At 36.5% G+C, this 15904-nt stretch carries 15 protein-coding genes and 1 riboswitch; of the genes, 6 read left to right on the plus strand and 9 right to left on the minus strand.

Annotation, left to right across the window (positions count from 1 at the left end; translation table 11 throughout):
* Window positions 1-239 precede the first annotated feature (239 nt).
* Window positions 240-992, minus strand: coding sequence for a DeoR/GlpR family DNA-binding transcription regulator (locus AC1DVB_RS05325; RefSeq protein ID WP_063575067.1), 753 nt, complete (start codon window positions 990-992; stop codon window positions 240-242).
* 988 nt (window positions 993-1980) lie between these two features.
* On the opposite strand from AC1DVB_RS05325, the gene AC1DVB_RS05330 reads away from it, so the two are divergent.
* On the plus strand, window positions 1981-2472 hold the full coding sequence (locus AC1DVB_RS05330; protein WP_057277227.1) for a hypothetical protein: 492 nt from the start codon (window positions 1981-1983) through the stop codon (window positions 2470-2472).
* Between the two features lie 222 nt (window positions 2473-2694).
* Here the strand turns inward: AC1DVB_RS05330 and AC1DVB_RS05335 are convergent, their stop codons facing one another.
* From AC1DVB_RS05335 to AC1DVB_RS05350, 4 genes are all read right to left on the minus strand, one after another.
* Window positions 2695-3369 (minus strand): hypothetical protein, encoded by a 675-nt coding sequence (locus AC1DVB_RS05335; protein ID WP_477588443.1) that lies wholly within the window; start codon window positions 3367-3369, stop codon window positions 2695-2697.
* A 217-nt stretch (window positions 3370-3586) separates the two neighbouring features.
* Window positions 3587-3835 (minus strand): hypothetical protein, encoded by a 249-nt coding sequence (locus AC1DVB_RS05340; RefSeq protein WP_328129988.1) that lies wholly within the window; start codon window positions 3833-3835, stop codon window positions 3587-3589.
* Between the two features lie 47 nt (window positions 3836-3882).
* Window positions 3883-4554, minus strand: coding sequence for a hypothetical protein (locus tag AC1DVB_RS05345; protein ID WP_477588445.1), 672 nt, complete (start codon window positions 4552-4554; stop codon window positions 3883-3885).
* Window positions 4555-5008: 454 nt separating this feature from the next.
* Window positions 5009-5542 carry a DinB family protein gene (locus AC1DVB_RS05350; RefSeq protein ID WP_057277133.1) on the minus strand — a complete coding sequence of 178 codons (534 nt, stop codon included), beginning with the start codon at window positions 5540-5542 and terminating at the stop codon, window positions 5009-5011.
* A 294-nt stretch (window positions 5543-5836) separates the two neighbouring features.
* On the opposite strand from AC1DVB_RS05350, the gene AC1DVB_RS05355 reads away from it, so the two are divergent.
* The 3 genes from AC1DVB_RS05355 to AC1DVB_RS05365 are packed head-to-tail and all read left to right on the plus strand — an operon-like array spanning window position 5837 to window position 8059.
* Window positions 5837-6379, plus strand: a complete 543-nt coding sequence (locus AC1DVB_RS05355) for a sigma-70 family RNA polymerase sigma factor (protein ID WP_063575061.1) — start codon at window positions 5837-5839, stop codon at window positions 6377-6379.
* Entirely contained in the window at window positions 6369-6788 is a 420-nt protein-coding gene (locus AC1DVB_RS05360) for a PadR family transcriptional regulator (RefSeq protein ID WP_413005295.1), read from the plus strand. Before AC1DVB_RS05355 ends, AC1DVB_RS05360 begins: the two co-directional genes overlap by 11 nt.
* Window positions 6785-8059 (plus strand): FtsW/RodA/SpoVE family cell cycle protein, encoded by a 1275-nt coding sequence (locus tag AC1DVB_RS05365; RefSeq protein WP_454861798.1) that lies wholly within the window; start codon window positions 6785-6787, stop codon window positions 8057-8059. Before AC1DVB_RS05360 ends, AC1DVB_RS05365 begins: the two co-directional genes overlap by 4 nt.
* A gap of 356 nt (window positions 8060-8415) precedes the next feature.
* On the opposite strand, the gene AC1DVB_RS05370 is transcribed toward AC1DVB_RS05365, so the two are convergent.
* Window positions 8416-9207: a phosphotransferase gene (locus AC1DVB_RS05370; RefSeq protein ID WP_239859407.1), complete on the minus strand. Its 792-nt coding sequence runs from the start codon at window positions 9205-9207 to the stop codon at window positions 8416-8418.
* A gap of 200 nt (window positions 9208-9407) precedes the next feature.
* Here AC1DVB_RS05370 and AC1DVB_RS05375 point away from each other — a divergent pair, with 200 nt between their 5' ends.
* Entirely contained in the window at window positions 9408-9827 is a 420-nt protein-coding gene (locus tag AC1DVB_RS05375; protein ID WP_141242763.1) for a hypothetical protein, read from the plus strand.
* A 740-nt stretch (window positions 9828-10567) separates the two neighbouring features.
* On the opposite strand, the gene AC1DVB_RS05380 is transcribed toward AC1DVB_RS05375, so the two are convergent.
* From AC1DVB_RS05380 to AC1DVB_RS05390, 3 genes are read right to left on the minus strand one after another with little or no spacing between them, the layout of a single operon-like run.
* Window positions 10568-11656 carry a Ger(x)C family spore germination protein gene (locus AC1DVB_RS05380; protein WP_095679800.1) on the minus strand — a complete coding sequence of 363 codons (1089 nt, stop codon included), beginning with the start codon at window positions 11654-11656 and terminating at the stop codon, window positions 10568-10570.
* A complete protein-coding gene (locus tag AC1DVB_RS05385) occupies window positions 11653-12738 on the minus strand; it encodes a GerAB/ArcD/ProY family transporter (RefSeq protein WP_239859413.1) in 1086 nt (361 codons plus the stop codon). The genes AC1DVB_RS05380 and AC1DVB_RS05385 overlap by 4 nt, the downstream gene beginning before the upstream one ends.
* Before the next feature lie 21 nt (window positions 12739-12759).
* Entirely contained in the window at window positions 12760-14235 is a 1476-nt protein-coding gene (locus tag AC1DVB_RS05390) for a spore germination protein (protein WP_082609306.1), read from the minus strand.
* Window positions 14236-14614: 379 nt separating this feature from the next.
* Window positions 14615-14793: riboswitch (Lysine riboswitch) on the plus strand.
* Between the two features lie 133 nt (window positions 14794-14926).
* Here AC1DVB_RS05390 and dapA point away from each other — a divergent pair.
* On the plus strand, window positions 14927-15823 hold the full coding sequence (gene dapA / locus AC1DVB_RS05395; RefSeq protein WP_095679798.1) for a 4-hydroxy-tetrahydrodipicolinate synthase: 897 nt from the start codon (window positions 14927-14929) through the stop codon (window positions 15821-15823).
* The last annotated feature ends 81 nt before the right edge of the window (window positions 15824-15904 follow it).

Consider the following 15904-nt stretch of genomic DNA (forward strand, 5'->3'; position numbering starts at 1 on the left):
ATATTGATAACATAAAATATTAAACGTCTCAAATGGAATGTTTAATACATGGAGCAGATTTTCCCTCATTGTTAATTGGCCACATTACAATAAATCAAGCATTCTTTATTATATTGATAAAACAAAGAGGAAAATTTTCAATAAAATAATTTCAGAATCTTCAAAAAAAGCTGGTATTCAAAATGTCTGAATCAGACATTTTGAATACCAGCTTTCCTTCAACGATAGCAAATTTAGTTTTAGTCCCTCACAATAATTATCTCCGTTTTCTCCTTATATTTTCCTAGCGTTATTGTACCTTCTTCATTCGTAATAACTTTCGTCTGGTTTAAATCTGCAAACTTAGAAAATGATACTTCTCCAAATTTTGTATGATCTGCTAATACAAAGGCCTCACGTGACAAAAGGATGGCTCTTTCTTTTATTTGCGCCTCTTCTGGATCTGGGGTAGTCAATCCAAAATTATAATGAATAGCGTTCGCACCCATGAAACACTTATCAAATCTGTATTTTTTTATACTTTCGTATGCATAACGTCCAACTGTTGCTTTGGTAATCTTTTTAACAAACCCACCAATAAAATATGTACATATTTCATTTTCAAGTAATGCATCTAAATGATCAATTCCGTTTGTAATGACAACGATATCTTTTTGTCTTAAATGTTTGATCATTTGATACGTTGTTGTTCCAGCATCAAGATAAACACAGTCGCCGTCCAAAATTAGTTCTGCCGCATATTTTGCTATCTTAGCTTTTTCCTCAAGGTTCTGCGTTATCTTCTCAAACACACTTGGTTCGTCTCGTTTACTATGTAAAAGTGAAGCTCCACCATGTACACGTTTTAAGTAGTTCTGCTTTTCTAATTGATCTAGATCACGACGCAAAGTAGATTCTGAAGTATTTGTTAATTCTACTAGCTCATGAATCTTAACATTCCCCTTTTCTTTTAATAGCTTTAATATTAATTGATGCCGTTCCGTAATAAGCATGATATGATCCTCCTCGTATTACACTTCTATTTAAAGGTTCTTAGTTAATTTTAGTATATAGAATTTTGCAGTGACATGTGAGAACTATAGGGCATCCCCATAAGAAAAAGGAGCTGTTGTTCAGCTCCTGGTAATGAAGTACGCACCTGTTTGTTGAATAAACAATTTAAAGTCCGTTCCCCTGGAATATTATTCTCATTAATTCAACAGCCATAAAGTAAACGAAACCAACAAATATATTAAGACCTAAGGATGATTTTCTTCAAAGTCCTTTCTCGCTAAGAGAAAGATATAATGATTCCACATATCAGCATACACGAAAAGGTGTTACTCCAGGGTCAATCACTTGTGCTATATTTCCATAAAAGAAACAAATAACCAAGATAATTAAAGCACCCCCTTCTCCTCTAATTAATTTTACCAAATCTCGTTATATATGTATTTTTTTATTATCGGATTATCTTCCCACTTTAAATGCATAAAGAAAAAGCTGCCTTAAAAACAGCTCCGATCTTCAGCTAACGCACCCGTTAGTTTAAGTACATTACTTCACAATCTTTAGTTTTCGCGTTAAATAATCCTTTTACTTCTTCTCAACATATAATGTTGAGAACCTAACTAAAAGGAGTGAAATCACATGAGATATTTCCCACGCCAGGGGACAATGAGTCCACAATCCCCTCCTCCAACATTCATTCCACCAAAACCTTCTGTGTCCTATATCGTCGACTGTCTATATCAAAACACTTATGTATGGCTTATAAATGGCAGACAATTTTGGTTTTACCCTACTCGTGTGGAATATGGAGAAGTATCTGGATATAGATGGAACGGTGCTTTCTGGCAATTCTACGGTATTGACCCAAGACTTATAGATGCTGTTACCTGTCCTCCTATCCCTACATTATACTAAAATCCTAAAAAAGCCTTATCTCGAATAGTCTCAAAATAAAAGATCGCCCCTATCTTTTAATTTTGGAGGTATTGTATGACAACTTTTTATTCATTTCATGGAACTGTCACGGTGATTAGTGATTTTTTTACAGGTCAAAATGGTGAAAGAGAAGGTTGTTATAAATTATTTACAATAGAAAATGAATTGGGTTCAATAGTAAATTTCGTGGTTTCACCCTCAACTTACTTCGTTGACCATGAAATGGTCATAGTAGGAGATCGCGTGACAGGATATTATGATGGAGATTTACCTGCTATTCTTATTTACCCTCCACAATATCAAGCGCTTGTCATGGTAAAAGATAACCCAAATCAGAATGTAAAAGTTGATTATTTTAATAACCAATTGGTGAGTAGTGATGGACAATTACAATTAAAATTATCTCCCTATACCCAAATATTATTAACAAATGGGCAACTCTTTTCAAGATATCCAGCGAACCGAGATTTAATTGTTTTCTATGGACCTGCCACAAGAAGTATCCCTGCTCAAACCACACCCTATCGTATAATCGTTTTATGTTGAGCGCATTATTATTTCAACCAGCAATAAAAATAGGTATTTAAAACTCGTTCAGTTTTTGGCGAGTTTTTTATTATATTTTGTTCTTTCCATAACCCAATAAAATTAATATTCCTTTTTCAACTAAACTGCCCCTTTAGTTCCATAAGAAAAAGAGCTGCTGATCAGCTCTTGATAATGAAATAAAGCACCCGTTGGTACAACAAGGGTAGGAAAGGGAAAACACTATTCCCATTCATAATCAGTCACCAGCTCAACCTTTTCCGGCATTATTTTTTGAAGAGAGTCTATTGTTGAAAAGTTTTCATCATTTGAGAATGTGGCTATATAATCGCCATCATGCCCTACCCAAAACATAGTGGAACTCTCATTTAACGTTGCTATCAGGGTATTGGCTATCCATTTTAGTTTAATTAGTCTTGTTCGGTTATTTTTAGTCCTTTTTACGGGATAAGGTGACTCATGTTCCCTTTCCTCTAGTCTGAAGACATCCTGTTTTAAGGACCATAATGATAAGTTCAACATGCTCCCATTCCCGTGTAAATAAGGATAATATTGTTTGAATTGCTGTGGGCTGCGGATATTTGCCTTTACAAAGAACGAGTCTTTACTACTCCCCTTCATATAATTGAACTCTATATTTTGCTTCTTAAACAGCTCTTCGTACTCTTCTAGTTGAAAATCATAGAATTCCGCAAGTGAATAAATAGGGTAATAATTTGGGCTCTCCAGCCAATTGCAAAAGAATTCTTCATGGGCCTCTGCATAATCCCCATCTACATAACAAGAAAACTCTACAATATATTTGAACTCACCGGTTATATCAAAAGGATAAGTGGCTTCTGGGCCAGGCTTAGTTATTATTTCTTCTGGAGGGAAGTGGCTTATTTCTACCTTCATGTTATTCGCCTCTCTTAAAAGGTTCGGATAGTTACATTTTTATTATATACCACGTGAAAATGTTGTTTTCACTGGCTTATTAAAGTTTCAGTTGTTGAACTAACTTGCCCCTTTTGTTACATAAAGAAAAAGCTGCCTTAAAAACAGCTCCGATCTTCAGCTAACGCACCTTTAGTTTAATTGCATTTATTCACAATCACAAAGACTTAATAAGGGCTTATAACTTTTCAAATTCTATGGACTTGCAGGAAGGACATTGAACAGTAGACATATCGGTGTCATTATGAACCCATTTATCAGAACAAAGAGAGCAGTGTATAACAGTATGCTTTTCTTTAAATTCCATTGATTCTTTTCGGTATCGTTCATAATCCTCGGGGAACATATCCGCTAATGTGCGATACACAAAATTGCCCGTACATTCCTTTCCGTTCCAGTATTCCTTTCCATTTAAGTATTCAATCATATTTTATCTCCCCTAACAATTTATAATTAATCTATCATTTCAATCTTTTACCTTACTGATGACATATAGCGATTATATAGGTTAGAACATTCCTTCATACAATCCAAGTATATATTTCTTATTTCCTCATTCGGAGATAATTTCAGATAACTTTCACTTTTCAATAAGGAAATAAGAGGTTTCATTTCGTAATAGTATTCGTAATTTTCCTTCTGTTTTAAAAGTTTTTTATAACCTTCTAATATTTTAAAATAATAGCTATCCATCAAACGATATTTACACTTCGATAACTCCAAATAATAAAACCTGTTTATTTCCCCTGACATATATTTAGCAAGATACATTTCGTTATCTCCTAAATAGGCAGGACTGGCTTGTGAGTAGTAACGATACTCACCATCACCATACAGTTTTTTGGAAATGCGAAATTTATGCCATTTCATTACTTCCTCGTAACGAAATCCTAATGCGCAAGAGATACTTGAAACCATAACAGGTTTACGTTTCAATATGTAATCGATAATCGTAACAATCAAATCACTTTCATCAAGAATGGTAATCGAAGTCCAACAAATATAATTGTTGTCTAAACTGCCTATGATACACACTTCTTTATCAGGGCTAACATAAATATCAAAATATATTTCTTTATCATCTATTTTATAATTAGGTTTTTTACAATTATTTTGATTAACCAAATTATATTTTTCAATATCCAATACAAAAACCTTCCTTCTATTGAATTAAATATCAATATTTTTATTTCTAATTCATTATAAAGAATAACTTTTACTTATTAAAATTCACCTTTAGCTCCATAAGAAAAAAGAGCTGCCAAAGCAAATTCCGCCTATACCATGTGGTTTGAAATCCTACGAATACGCGATTTTCCGAGCATTATCTATTAAACTAGGGAGTTCTATAAGAGGTATTTATAACGTTAAGGAAAATTCCGATATTAAAAAGCCAATTTCTCAGCATTAAAATTGAGAAATTGGCTTTTTTCGTTACTCTTAACGGAATAATTCTATTCGTCATTCAACAGTTTCATAATCAACCTTCGTTGTAAACTGCTTGGTTTAACTTGAATGGCACCCTCTCAGCTCTTTGGAACTCCCTCACTGGGCTCCTGCTGATATCTCGACGGTCAAATAAATGCTTTAACAATAAAGATTACTTACTTACTTTTAAAAGAAACTGATCGATACGTTCTTTTTGACGGAAGTGGTGACGGAAGTGCATTTCGATTAGCTGAAAATATTCCTTTGCATTTAAATATCCCATTCTCCGGTGCTGGACTTTCTGACTGGCCGGAATGTCAGAGAGCCTTCTCTCGATCTCTTGCATTTTCTCAACGATTTGAAGCAGTCCTTCCTTTACTTCTTCTTTTCCTGTAGGATTTGGCGGTGTGAAATCCGGTGTATCCGGTCCTTTTAACCTGATTGGAGGAAACGTCCCTTCTTTGAAAATCGATTCGCCTATTTCTGTTTTTTCACCGCCATCGGAAGTAGTGCCATTAACACATTGCTCAATGGCTTTCAAATGGAGACTAAGGGTACTCTTTATTAAATGATTGTACATTTGTCCTAATGACCATTCATCCTCAGAAGGCTTCCTCGTAAACTCATCCAGCGAATATTTACTTAACTCTTCAATATAGTATGCAGCCACCTGTTCGAATCGCTTCAATACCTCTTTTGTATCCAATAGATCTCCCACTTCCTTTATAATTATTCTTTCTCCTTAATGTTATTAACTTCGACTCACTTACAAATAATCCCTTCTCTCCTATTCAAGAAAGTAGTGATTTCGATTTATCATGTTTATAAACGGTTTAACTTTTCTGATTGGATTTTGTCAGGGAAGAATGTTCTGATTCTTAAAATGTTTTCAGGTTTTTCAGTTGTACTCCATAGTAACAAAGGGATAATTTTTTAAAAAAAGAAAACCTTCATATAAGTACTATCGTCTATATATCTAGGGAAGGAAGTGTGAACTGTTTTGGAGGAGTTTGTGTTGAAATGGTCTCAAATGAAAGATGACGAATCCTTACTTGATGAAATGATGTCCCTTTATGGCCAGGATATTCTGCAATTGGTCTATTCCTATGTAAAAGATGCAGTTGTTGCAGAGGACCTGACACAGGAGATTTTCATCAAATGCTATAAGGCTCTGCCCACGTATAACCAACAATCAAATATAAGGACGTGGCTTTGGAGAATTGCTATTAACCATTGTAAGGATTATAGGAAAAGCTGGTACTTCCGAAAAGTTTCAACTGCGGAAGAAGAGCAGGAATGGACTTCTTCCGATAATGTGGAAGAAGAGGTCATTCAGCAGGATGAAGACAGGCAGCTTGCTGTTGCAGTTATGGAGCTGCCCATCCAGTATCGTGAGCTTATTTATCTCCATTATTTTCAGGAAATGAAGCTCAAGGAGATTTCTGAAATTACCGGGGTCAAACTTGGAACGGTGAAGACCAGGATGCGCCAGGCAAAAAGACGGTTAAAAACCTATTGGGAGGAATCCACCGATGGAAGATAAATTAGCGGGCTTGAAATCGGCTTTGAAAAAGCATACATTTCGTGATTTAAAATTCTCGGAAAACCATAGACACTCCATCCATAATGCTATAGAAAAGCAGGATGTGAGTAGGGAAGACATTTTGATTGGTATTTTTAGATCATTGGATGAGGAGAAAAGTGGCTATCAGATTAACGAATCTCTTTACCAGAAAGGCATCCGGAAATTTGAAAATAACGAAGGCTCCTTATATGCTGTCTTGCATGAGCTTGAGAAGGAAGGCTGGATCCAGTCTTTTTGGGAAACGGAAGAAAGAAAGCTCTATTCCTTGGATGAACGTGCAAAAAAGTGGTTAAAGAAAAAGGAATCTAAAAGTGGTTCCGCCTCTGCTCGTTGGCGGACAGCGTTTGAAGGAGGAGGAACCGATTGAGAAGCAATCATTTTTTAGATGAGGTTTCGTCATATATCCGATCAAAAGAAGCAAAAAAATATATAGAAGCTGAATTAAAAGCCCATTTGCATCAAGCTAAAATTGAACTGGTCAAAAAAGGATATACAGAAGATGAAGCAGAGGAACTGGCTGTCCGGAATATGGGTAGCCCCTCTGATATCGGGCTGAGGATGGACAAGCTGCACAGGCCGAAGATTGATTGGAAGCTAATGAGCATGTTTCTATTCATGTCAGCTGCGGGTCTGTTTTTGTTTTGGTTCTTATTTAAGAATGGTAATTCCTTTTCAGTGCTGAAGCAGGTATATTCTGTCGCAGGAAGTGTCATTTTGGCCTGTGTCCTTCTTTTTTTCGATTATCGGAAACTTCAGAGATGGGGCTGGGTTTTCTTTACGGTGGGATGTCTGATTCTTGTTCAATTCCAATTCTCCAATGTATTCGTGAACGGCAGTCCTCGAATTAATATTATGGGTCTGTTATCGGTCGATTCTATTGTGGTTCTGCCGCTTTTTCTGCTTGCCTGGGCCGGAATGCTGCAATCAAAAAAGATGAATGTTTATTTGGCTGCCATTTTATACATATGTTCTGCCTTTTTGTTTATGGTTACAGTCAACTTGCAGGCTGTGGCGCTTTATTCATTGATGGTCGCTGTCATGGTCTGGAAGAGCGGCCTAAATAAAAGGAAAATCCTTATCACTGCAGCGGTCCTGCTTACTGCATGTGTTTCACTTCTGCTTATATCCTTGAAAAATATAAGGGCCTATCAATTTGAAAGACTTTATGCGTTCGTTACGCCTGAAAGATTCAGTGAGACATCGGGGTATATGTATTTGAAACTAGAAAGGCTAATTGAGGATGCCGGATGGTTTGGCCATTTAGGTTCCCACAGGGAGATTGATTTTTCTAATGAAATGATGACTGATTTTATCTTTGTAACCATTACCTATACGCTTGGCTGGGCCGGGGCATTGCTCATTGGTTTACTGTTTTTATGGATAATCTGGCGAATTTCCCGTATATTCCAAACGGTGAAAGACCCTTTTGGAAAAATGCTTGTTTCCGGCAGTTTTGCCATATTCACTGCACAGGTAACTGTCAGTATCGGAATGTCTCTCGGCTTATTACCAATAATAAGCGTATCCCTGCCATTTATGAGTTATGGTGCTTTATCAGCGATGATCAACGCCTTCTTGTTTGGTCTGGTTTTAAGTGTGTATCACAAAAAAAATATTATACGGATGAAGAAAATATGAGAATATGGTTCTATAGCTCCTACTCTCTTTTCTGAAGAAACCAGGAAAGGGCAAAGGCATGAAGTTTTTTAAAGATGCGATGAATCATGAGGATAATTATCAGGTAAAAAATCCCCTAAGAGTTGAATATATAGGTGCTGATAAATGATCAGTAAGTCCATTTATAAAAATATAGAACTAATTAAGATCCATGTGTAATTTTAGAATCAAGACTGATCAAAATTCTCACCTGAACCACATATTAACGTTAATAAAAAGAATCCATTTTGAAAAAAGTTTGATCGAAATGGATTCTTTTCTTGTGATTAAAACCCTTATTGAAGTAAAGCACCCGTTAATTCAACAATAACCCACCCTTACATCCAATCCTTTCCATGTTCCCGAATGAAGTTAATATCGTTTTGATAATGTTCAAGATGCCCTTCCTCTATCATCTTTTGAAAAGCGATGTCCCCTTCACTGGATTTTCTTGTAATTGTTTTACATAACCCTTCTAACCGCAGCAATACCATTTCCAAATAGTCTGCTTCTATTCCTCCACCGTAAGATTCAAGAAACAATCTGATTCTTTGTTTTATACGGGTACCATGCTGTAATGAATGGTAATAAACTTTCTCATCTGCTTCAGAAAGATGAAATCTGCTTAAGGGAACGCAAGTATAAAGTGTGTAAGCTATGTCCCAAAGTCTTGGACCGGGTCCAGCAACATCAAAATCAATAATACCCATTGGTTTTTTACGGTTAAAAATAATGTTGTACATCGCAAAATCATTATGGCATAGCACCTCAGGTTGTTGGGGGGTGTTATCTATCGGTTGCCAGCTGTCATCAAATGAAAAGTCACTGACAGAATCATGATAAAGACGGAGCATTTTCGCTATTTCCATTAAGACATCATCTGACCACATGTATTCCTTTAAAGGATAATTACCAGCTTCTCCTTCAATAAAGGATAATATTTCTCTTCTTTTTTCATCAATACCTAAAAACTTTGGTGCATAACTGAAACCTTTATTCTCCAAATGCTTTAATAGCTTATGAATCTTGGGACTATCAGGCTTTAATTCCCGTCGCACAGTATCTCCTGAACGATAAACTTCAGAAACATTCCCTCCTGTTAGCATTTCTTCATTATCAAGGTTTGACATCCATGGATCCCTCCCTAATATGACTTTCTATAACACGTACAACAATTCCTGTTTGTAACTGCCTTATAGACAGTTACGATTCACGAAACATTACGTAGAAATATTCATGGACGGATACGATAAAGGCAGGGATTTTAGTAAATTTGTACAAGCATGTTTTGTTTTATCTCATATATATAGTAGAAAAGGAGTGATATTTTATGAATTTAAGTAATGATTTTTTATGCCGTCATAATCCATTCTGCGGTCATAGTTCATCCTGCCATGGTAAATCTTCCAGCCATGATAAGTCATCCTGCTGTGATAAGTCATCCTGCTGTGATAAAGCAAAAGACAAAGGGCATAAACAAAAAAGATTTTCGCCAATCGGACAAGCATGTCAGACCCGACAACAAATAAGTGAGTTTCTAAGGACTTCCATCATAGGTTCAATCATTGGATTCACTACAACCGCTGAACCATTTACACCTATATTTGTAGAGTTACGCAGTTTTGATGCTGTTACCGGACAAGTGATAGTTACTGACAGAGCAATGGGTAATTTCACTATTAGCCTTTCATCTATTTGTTCCGTTAAAACGATTTGTCCCGCTACAACGCAACCGATGTTTAATGCTTAAGGCTTTATAGAGGATTGGGAAAAAATTAAAAACTCCCCTAAGGGAGATGGGGGTCAGGAAGTTCTGAATGACTCCTTCATATTCATCTCTATTCCAAGCAGGGTATAAAAAGGCAATTAATTTATTAATTGTCTCAGACTGTAGACAAACCCGATGAAAATCGAGTTTGTCTATTTTTATGGCTTGTACAATTTGGACGTTGATTGGAACGTAGGGCACTCGCTTTCCGCGGGCGGTCGGCCCTCGGCTTTCGCCTGCGGGGTCTCYCCTAGACTCGCTTTTCTAAGCAGGAGTCTCGWACACCCGCTCCAATCAACTTTGTYTTAMCTYTTAGATAGAACACTTYTGCCTRGRGTCATTTTTGTTTTAAAATAGAAGTATTAAAACWTGAGGTGATGAGGATGCTTTCTAAACTTGATTCTATTTCAGCGAGATCAACTTGAAATGATTACTTTAGATAAACTGGTGCCACCGAACCATTTGGTTCGTAAAATGGAGGCTGCCATTGACTTCACTTTTAATACTCTAATTGCGTCTTACTTTATCAGCAAAATCTAGTGGTGGTTCAAGGAATTTTCAGATTAATTAGATACATAGACTGCAGATGGAAATTTATAAAATAATTTTCAGCACAAAAAAAAGCATCCTGTAAATGATGCTGATATTTTAAAAATCAACTCCCTATTAAGAAGAACTCCTGTCGCTTTATATTCCCTAATAAACCGCAACTCCGTTTACTCCTATTCCACAACGCCCGATTCTAAAATTTCAACTTTAGCATTCACATTTATCGGGATAGAAGTATAAATTTCATCCCATTTTTTCTTATCCCAGCTTCTAGTCCTCGTGCGTACTTGTTCGCCAATCCCCAGGGGATCAACATGTAGTTTTTGAAAATTCCTCAATAATTTTTCCGAGCGTTCCTTCACATCTTTGGACATTTTATCTTCTATAATTTTAATCATTTTAGGAGTTACTTCATCACCGGTATATTCTCGCAATAGTGCCTTTATCTCGAGATCGATCGTTATAGGAGTATCTGTCATCGGCTTTGAAATCTTATAAGACCTTTTTGTTTTTATATTGTTGACGGAAGCAAATTCTCTCCCTTCAATTTTTGTAGAGAACCCTTCCTTGCTTGTTGTATTTTCATATAGCATTTTGAAAATAACATTTTCACGGCTCGTAGTCTGATACACGTATTCCCCTTTACTATTAAACATGGCATTTCCTTTAATATAAACTTTCCCATCCAATGCTTTTACGATAGGTAAGAATGGGTCCATTCCTTCAGAGTAATGAGCATACAAAAAAAGATGGAGGTTAGTTCTAGGCAGCATACCCATTTTTATATTTTGCTCAATTGTATTAGATAAATAAATTCCTTTATCTATGTTGCCAAACTGGTGGCTTAACACATCCTTTGAACTTCCTTCGACAATGCCGAGTTTTAAAGTAGTTCCAATTGAAGGGTCTCTGATTAATGTATCGATTAGATAGAATATCCCTTGTTTCGCAAGCCTTTTTTCGTATAAGACCACCTCTAATTTCCCACTAAAGATGGGTCTTTCAGATTGCTGATTCATCTCATCTCGCACGTCTTTACTAAGTGATGATTTCGAACTATAGGTAATATTTTTAATGGTTTTATCAGGATAATAAAGAGGTGTTACAGCGATAGCTTCGAAATGAGTCTTATCGACATAATCATATCCGATGGCTGTTGCCAAATTTATTTCATCGAGAACTTTGCTATCCACCCCCATGCAGCCTGAGAGAACACTAATTAAAAGAAGTATCAGGGCCAATTTCGCGAATAAAATTCTCATTTTTTATCTTCCTTTTTATTTGACATGACAGTAGATAAACAAACCAGAAATAAAATATAAGGAATTTCCAAAATCAAACCTAAATTTGAAATGTAATCCACATATTGATTAATCATTCCCCTGCCTTTAATTAGATTTGTCATCACAACCAATAAAATTAATAGTAGAGCATAAATTGTTTTCTGCTTCATTTTAAAGTATTGTGAAATCCCCCTTGCCGAAACCCACATATAGAGACATACACTAGGTACTAAAACTAAGACCCATGTAGCGATTCCTATGTACTCAAACCGTTCAACGAAAGGCATTTGTACAATTCCCCAAAAGGACAAAGTTGCCCAAATATATCTACTGATTTGGTCTTCACTGTAAAACCCTATTGTCAGGATCGTTAGGCATAAATAAAGGAAAACAGAAGTAAGATTTCCTAGTTGCGCCCACTTTTGTGTACTTTTACGATGCTTAACTAATGGATAATACATCATTAAAGTGGAAACGCCTAAATAGCTATATGACATTTGCTTAGATGCAAGGGCCATGTCTTTAAGAGAATGATCCCAAATGGGTAATAGGTTGCGAAAATGTGTGAATTCCAGCGGGAAATAAAAAGTTAGAATTAAATAAGAAGGGATACTGATCCCTAAAAAGCAAATACCGGCGACCACTCTAAACCCACCTAAAACCACATAATAAATTAATAAAGCAAATATGGAGGTCACCATCCATGTGTTAATTTGGGGGAATACCCATGATTGAATGATTTCAAGATAGGATCTTAAAACAGAAATACCCACCATCAGCCAATACAGTATCCAGATGATATTTAGTAAACCGCCAAGCCACTTTCCAAAAAGTCGTTTCTGTATGCCTATTAAGTCCATATCGTGGCGATTTAATAGCTTGTACATCCCCCAAATACCCAATGAAAAGACTACACCACTTATAATGACCGCCATCCAAGCATCATGGCCAGCAGATTTAATAATTATCCTTTGAAATCCCAGGACCCCTACACCTATCTGAATTTTAACGATTAAAAAAAAGACTAGAAATGGTGAGATTTGATCACTTTTATCGTTCATGTAAGAAACCTCCACTCTCACTTAGTCTTTAGAATCTTCCTTGGGTTCTAACCGAACAGTGTCTTCCGTCTGAACCTCAATTGGACGTTTAGCCTGAAGAAAAAATGGTAAACGAATCAAGGCATCCCGCATATCATAAATCCTTGGCGGATATAATGGTTCAAGAAATGGCCTCCCTAAGGAACTTATCCTCAGTAAATGCACAAGCAAAAAACAAAAACTGATAGCTATACCAAACAATCCTAAAAAATAAGCCATGAGTAGGAGAGGAAATCGAATTAAGCGAATGGTATTACCCATTTGATAAACAGGTGTAGTAAAAGAACCAAGAGCCGACAATGCAACAAGAATTAATAATACATTACTCGTTAGCCCTGCTTCAACAGATGCCGTCCCAATTACAATACCACCTACGATACCTATTGTTTGACCTACTTTAGTCGGCAGTCTAGCTCCTGCCTCCCTGAGAAGTTCGATGGCTAATTCCAAGATTAATGCTTCTAAAATCGGTGGAAATGGAATTCCGCTACGAGAAATCACAAGCGTACTGACTAAATCCTTTGGGATCAACTCATAATGATAAGTGAGAACTGCGACATATATGGGGGTCATTAGGATGGAAAACAATACAGCAAAAAAACGAATAAGCCTAAAGAATGAGGCAATCGTCCAGTTGAGAAAATAATCTTCGAATGCCGCAAAGTATTCAAAGAATGTGGAGGGCCCAAGTAAGCCATGTGGAGCTCCATCCACCAAGATCACTACTTTGCCTTCTCCTAGTACCGCAGCCAATCGATCAGGTCGTTCCGTATCGATAAATTGAGGAAAAGGAGAATTTTTATTATCTTCAATCATTTGTGAAATATAGGAGCTATCAATTATTTGGTTAACCCTTAAATCAGATATGCGCTGTATGACGGTTTCTACATTCTCGCTATTTGCAATTCCTTCTATATGAAGCACAGCTACTCTTGTTTTGGATAACTTCCCAACAATAATTTCTTCAACAGCAAGTTCTGCAATTGGAAGCCGTTTTCGGATTAAATATAAATTCGTATCAAGTGATTCGACCAGTGCCTCTTTCGGACCGACAACACTGAACTCTACCTCTGGCAGTGTAACTTGCCTCGAAGTGTTATTTGCTGCTTTAACTAAAACTGCCTGATCAGATTGATTATTTAATGTTATGGCTATATAACCCATTAACAGCTGACTTTGTAGTTCAGCAGGATTTTTTGTAAAAACAAGCCCCTCTATTGGCAAGTTGTGTACAAGCTCCTCCAGAGTTGAAGAATTTGTATGTAAAAAAGGAAGGAGGTCTCTATGCATTATATCTTTATCAATTAATGTATCGAAAAAAGATACACAGTATATTTCATTTTCAAAATTGAGTGTAAAGCTTGTGAAGTCCTTGGACTTTTGCAGATGTTCGAGTACATCAGTGAAGTCTGTAGATTTGTGATTTTCTTGCTTTTTAAAGAATGAATATCTTTTCAATAGACTCCACTCCTTTGATTGTAAGATATGGATATTATTAACGAATGGTAGGATTTTATACGCACGAATACTTAGTTGAAATTACTGATTAAAATTAGCGGCCAACTGTAATTTTCAATAAATTTATTAGTGAGTTTTAATCGGATAAATGAAAAAGAATCATTAAAGGGAGTTAAAGGGAGTTGTATTGTCTACTGCTCCCTCGTCCATTGAATATTTATTCAGCCTATAACGAATAAAGATGAATCCACCCCAATACTCTAGCCATTTCCATAGATTTCCAGCATTCTTAAAAAACTTCATAATTAGGCTTGCAACAGAAGGGATTCCCTGTTATATTACAATCAATTAAATATTTTCTTACTTCAAATTTTTTTGAAGTGAGGATAGAGGAGCAAAGACCATTAGTACACATTTTGAGGAGAATGAGATCCTATGACTATTGTGGAAAGGGGAATTTGCCGAAGCGGAAAGAATCTCATGTTCTTGAAGCTGGTTCTGCTATTGAATAAATACAGGACTGTCATATAGGAAACTATATGGAGGGCTATCTTATGCGCGGAAACATTTTTTGGTAAATATTGTTTCTACTGCAGCAGCGAATCCTCGTTGTTGCTTTTTTGCGTTTACTCCTGAATGGCCCTAACCACCTCTGAATATTTTTAAAAACTATACAAAAGGGTGTGAAGTTATGAATTTTGGCCAAGTTTTAACCGCAATGGTTACCCCGTTCAATCATAATGAAGAGGTTGATTTTAATGCTACGAGAACTTTAGTAAACCATTTGATTGCTAATGGTTCTGATGGATTAGTAATAGCTGGTACAACTGGAGAGTCCCCTACCTTAACTCAAGAAGAGAAAATAGATTTATTCAAATTTGTTGTAGATGTTGTTGATGGAAGAGTTCCAGTCATAGCTGGAACCGGCTCAAATAACACGAGAGCTTCCATCAGCTTAACAAAGCAAGCAGAGGCAGCAGGAGTCGACGGAATCATGCTCGTCACCCCCTACTATAACAAGCCTTCTCAAGAAGGACTATTTCAGCACTTTAGCGCTATTGCCCATTCCACTTCATTACCGGTAATGCTTTATAATATTCCAGGTCGAAGTGTTGTAAACATGTCAGTGGAGACGATTGTCAGCCTCTCAAAAATCAACAATATCGTGGCAGTAAAAGAAGCAAGTGGTGACTTGGATGCCATGGCACAAATCATAAGCAAAACAACTAGTGATTTTACTTTGTACAGCGGCGATGATGGGTTGACATTACCGGTTTTAGCCATCGGTGGAACAGGCGTTGTTTCAGTTTCTTCACACATAATTGGTAATGAAATGCAAGAAATGATCAATAGCTTTAAAAATGGTGATGTCCTTGGCGCTGCCGCTGCACATCGTACACTTCTTCCAATCATGAAAGCATTATTTGCTGCACCAAGCCCGGGACCAGTAAAATCTGCATTAAATATGCGGGGGGTACATGTTGGAGGTGTCCGCTTACCATTGATCCCTTTAAACGATGAAGAAGAAAGAGCACTGCAAATAGTTCTACAGCCTAGTAACGCAGAAGCCATTTTATTAAATAAATAAAACTAATGATTCTGGAGAATTTTTAAAAAGCAGTGCATACTCGAAAGAAATGCACTGTTTTTTTATCCATGTACGACTCAG

It is taken from the genome of Peribacillus sp. P4_D6, assembly GCF_056401795.1.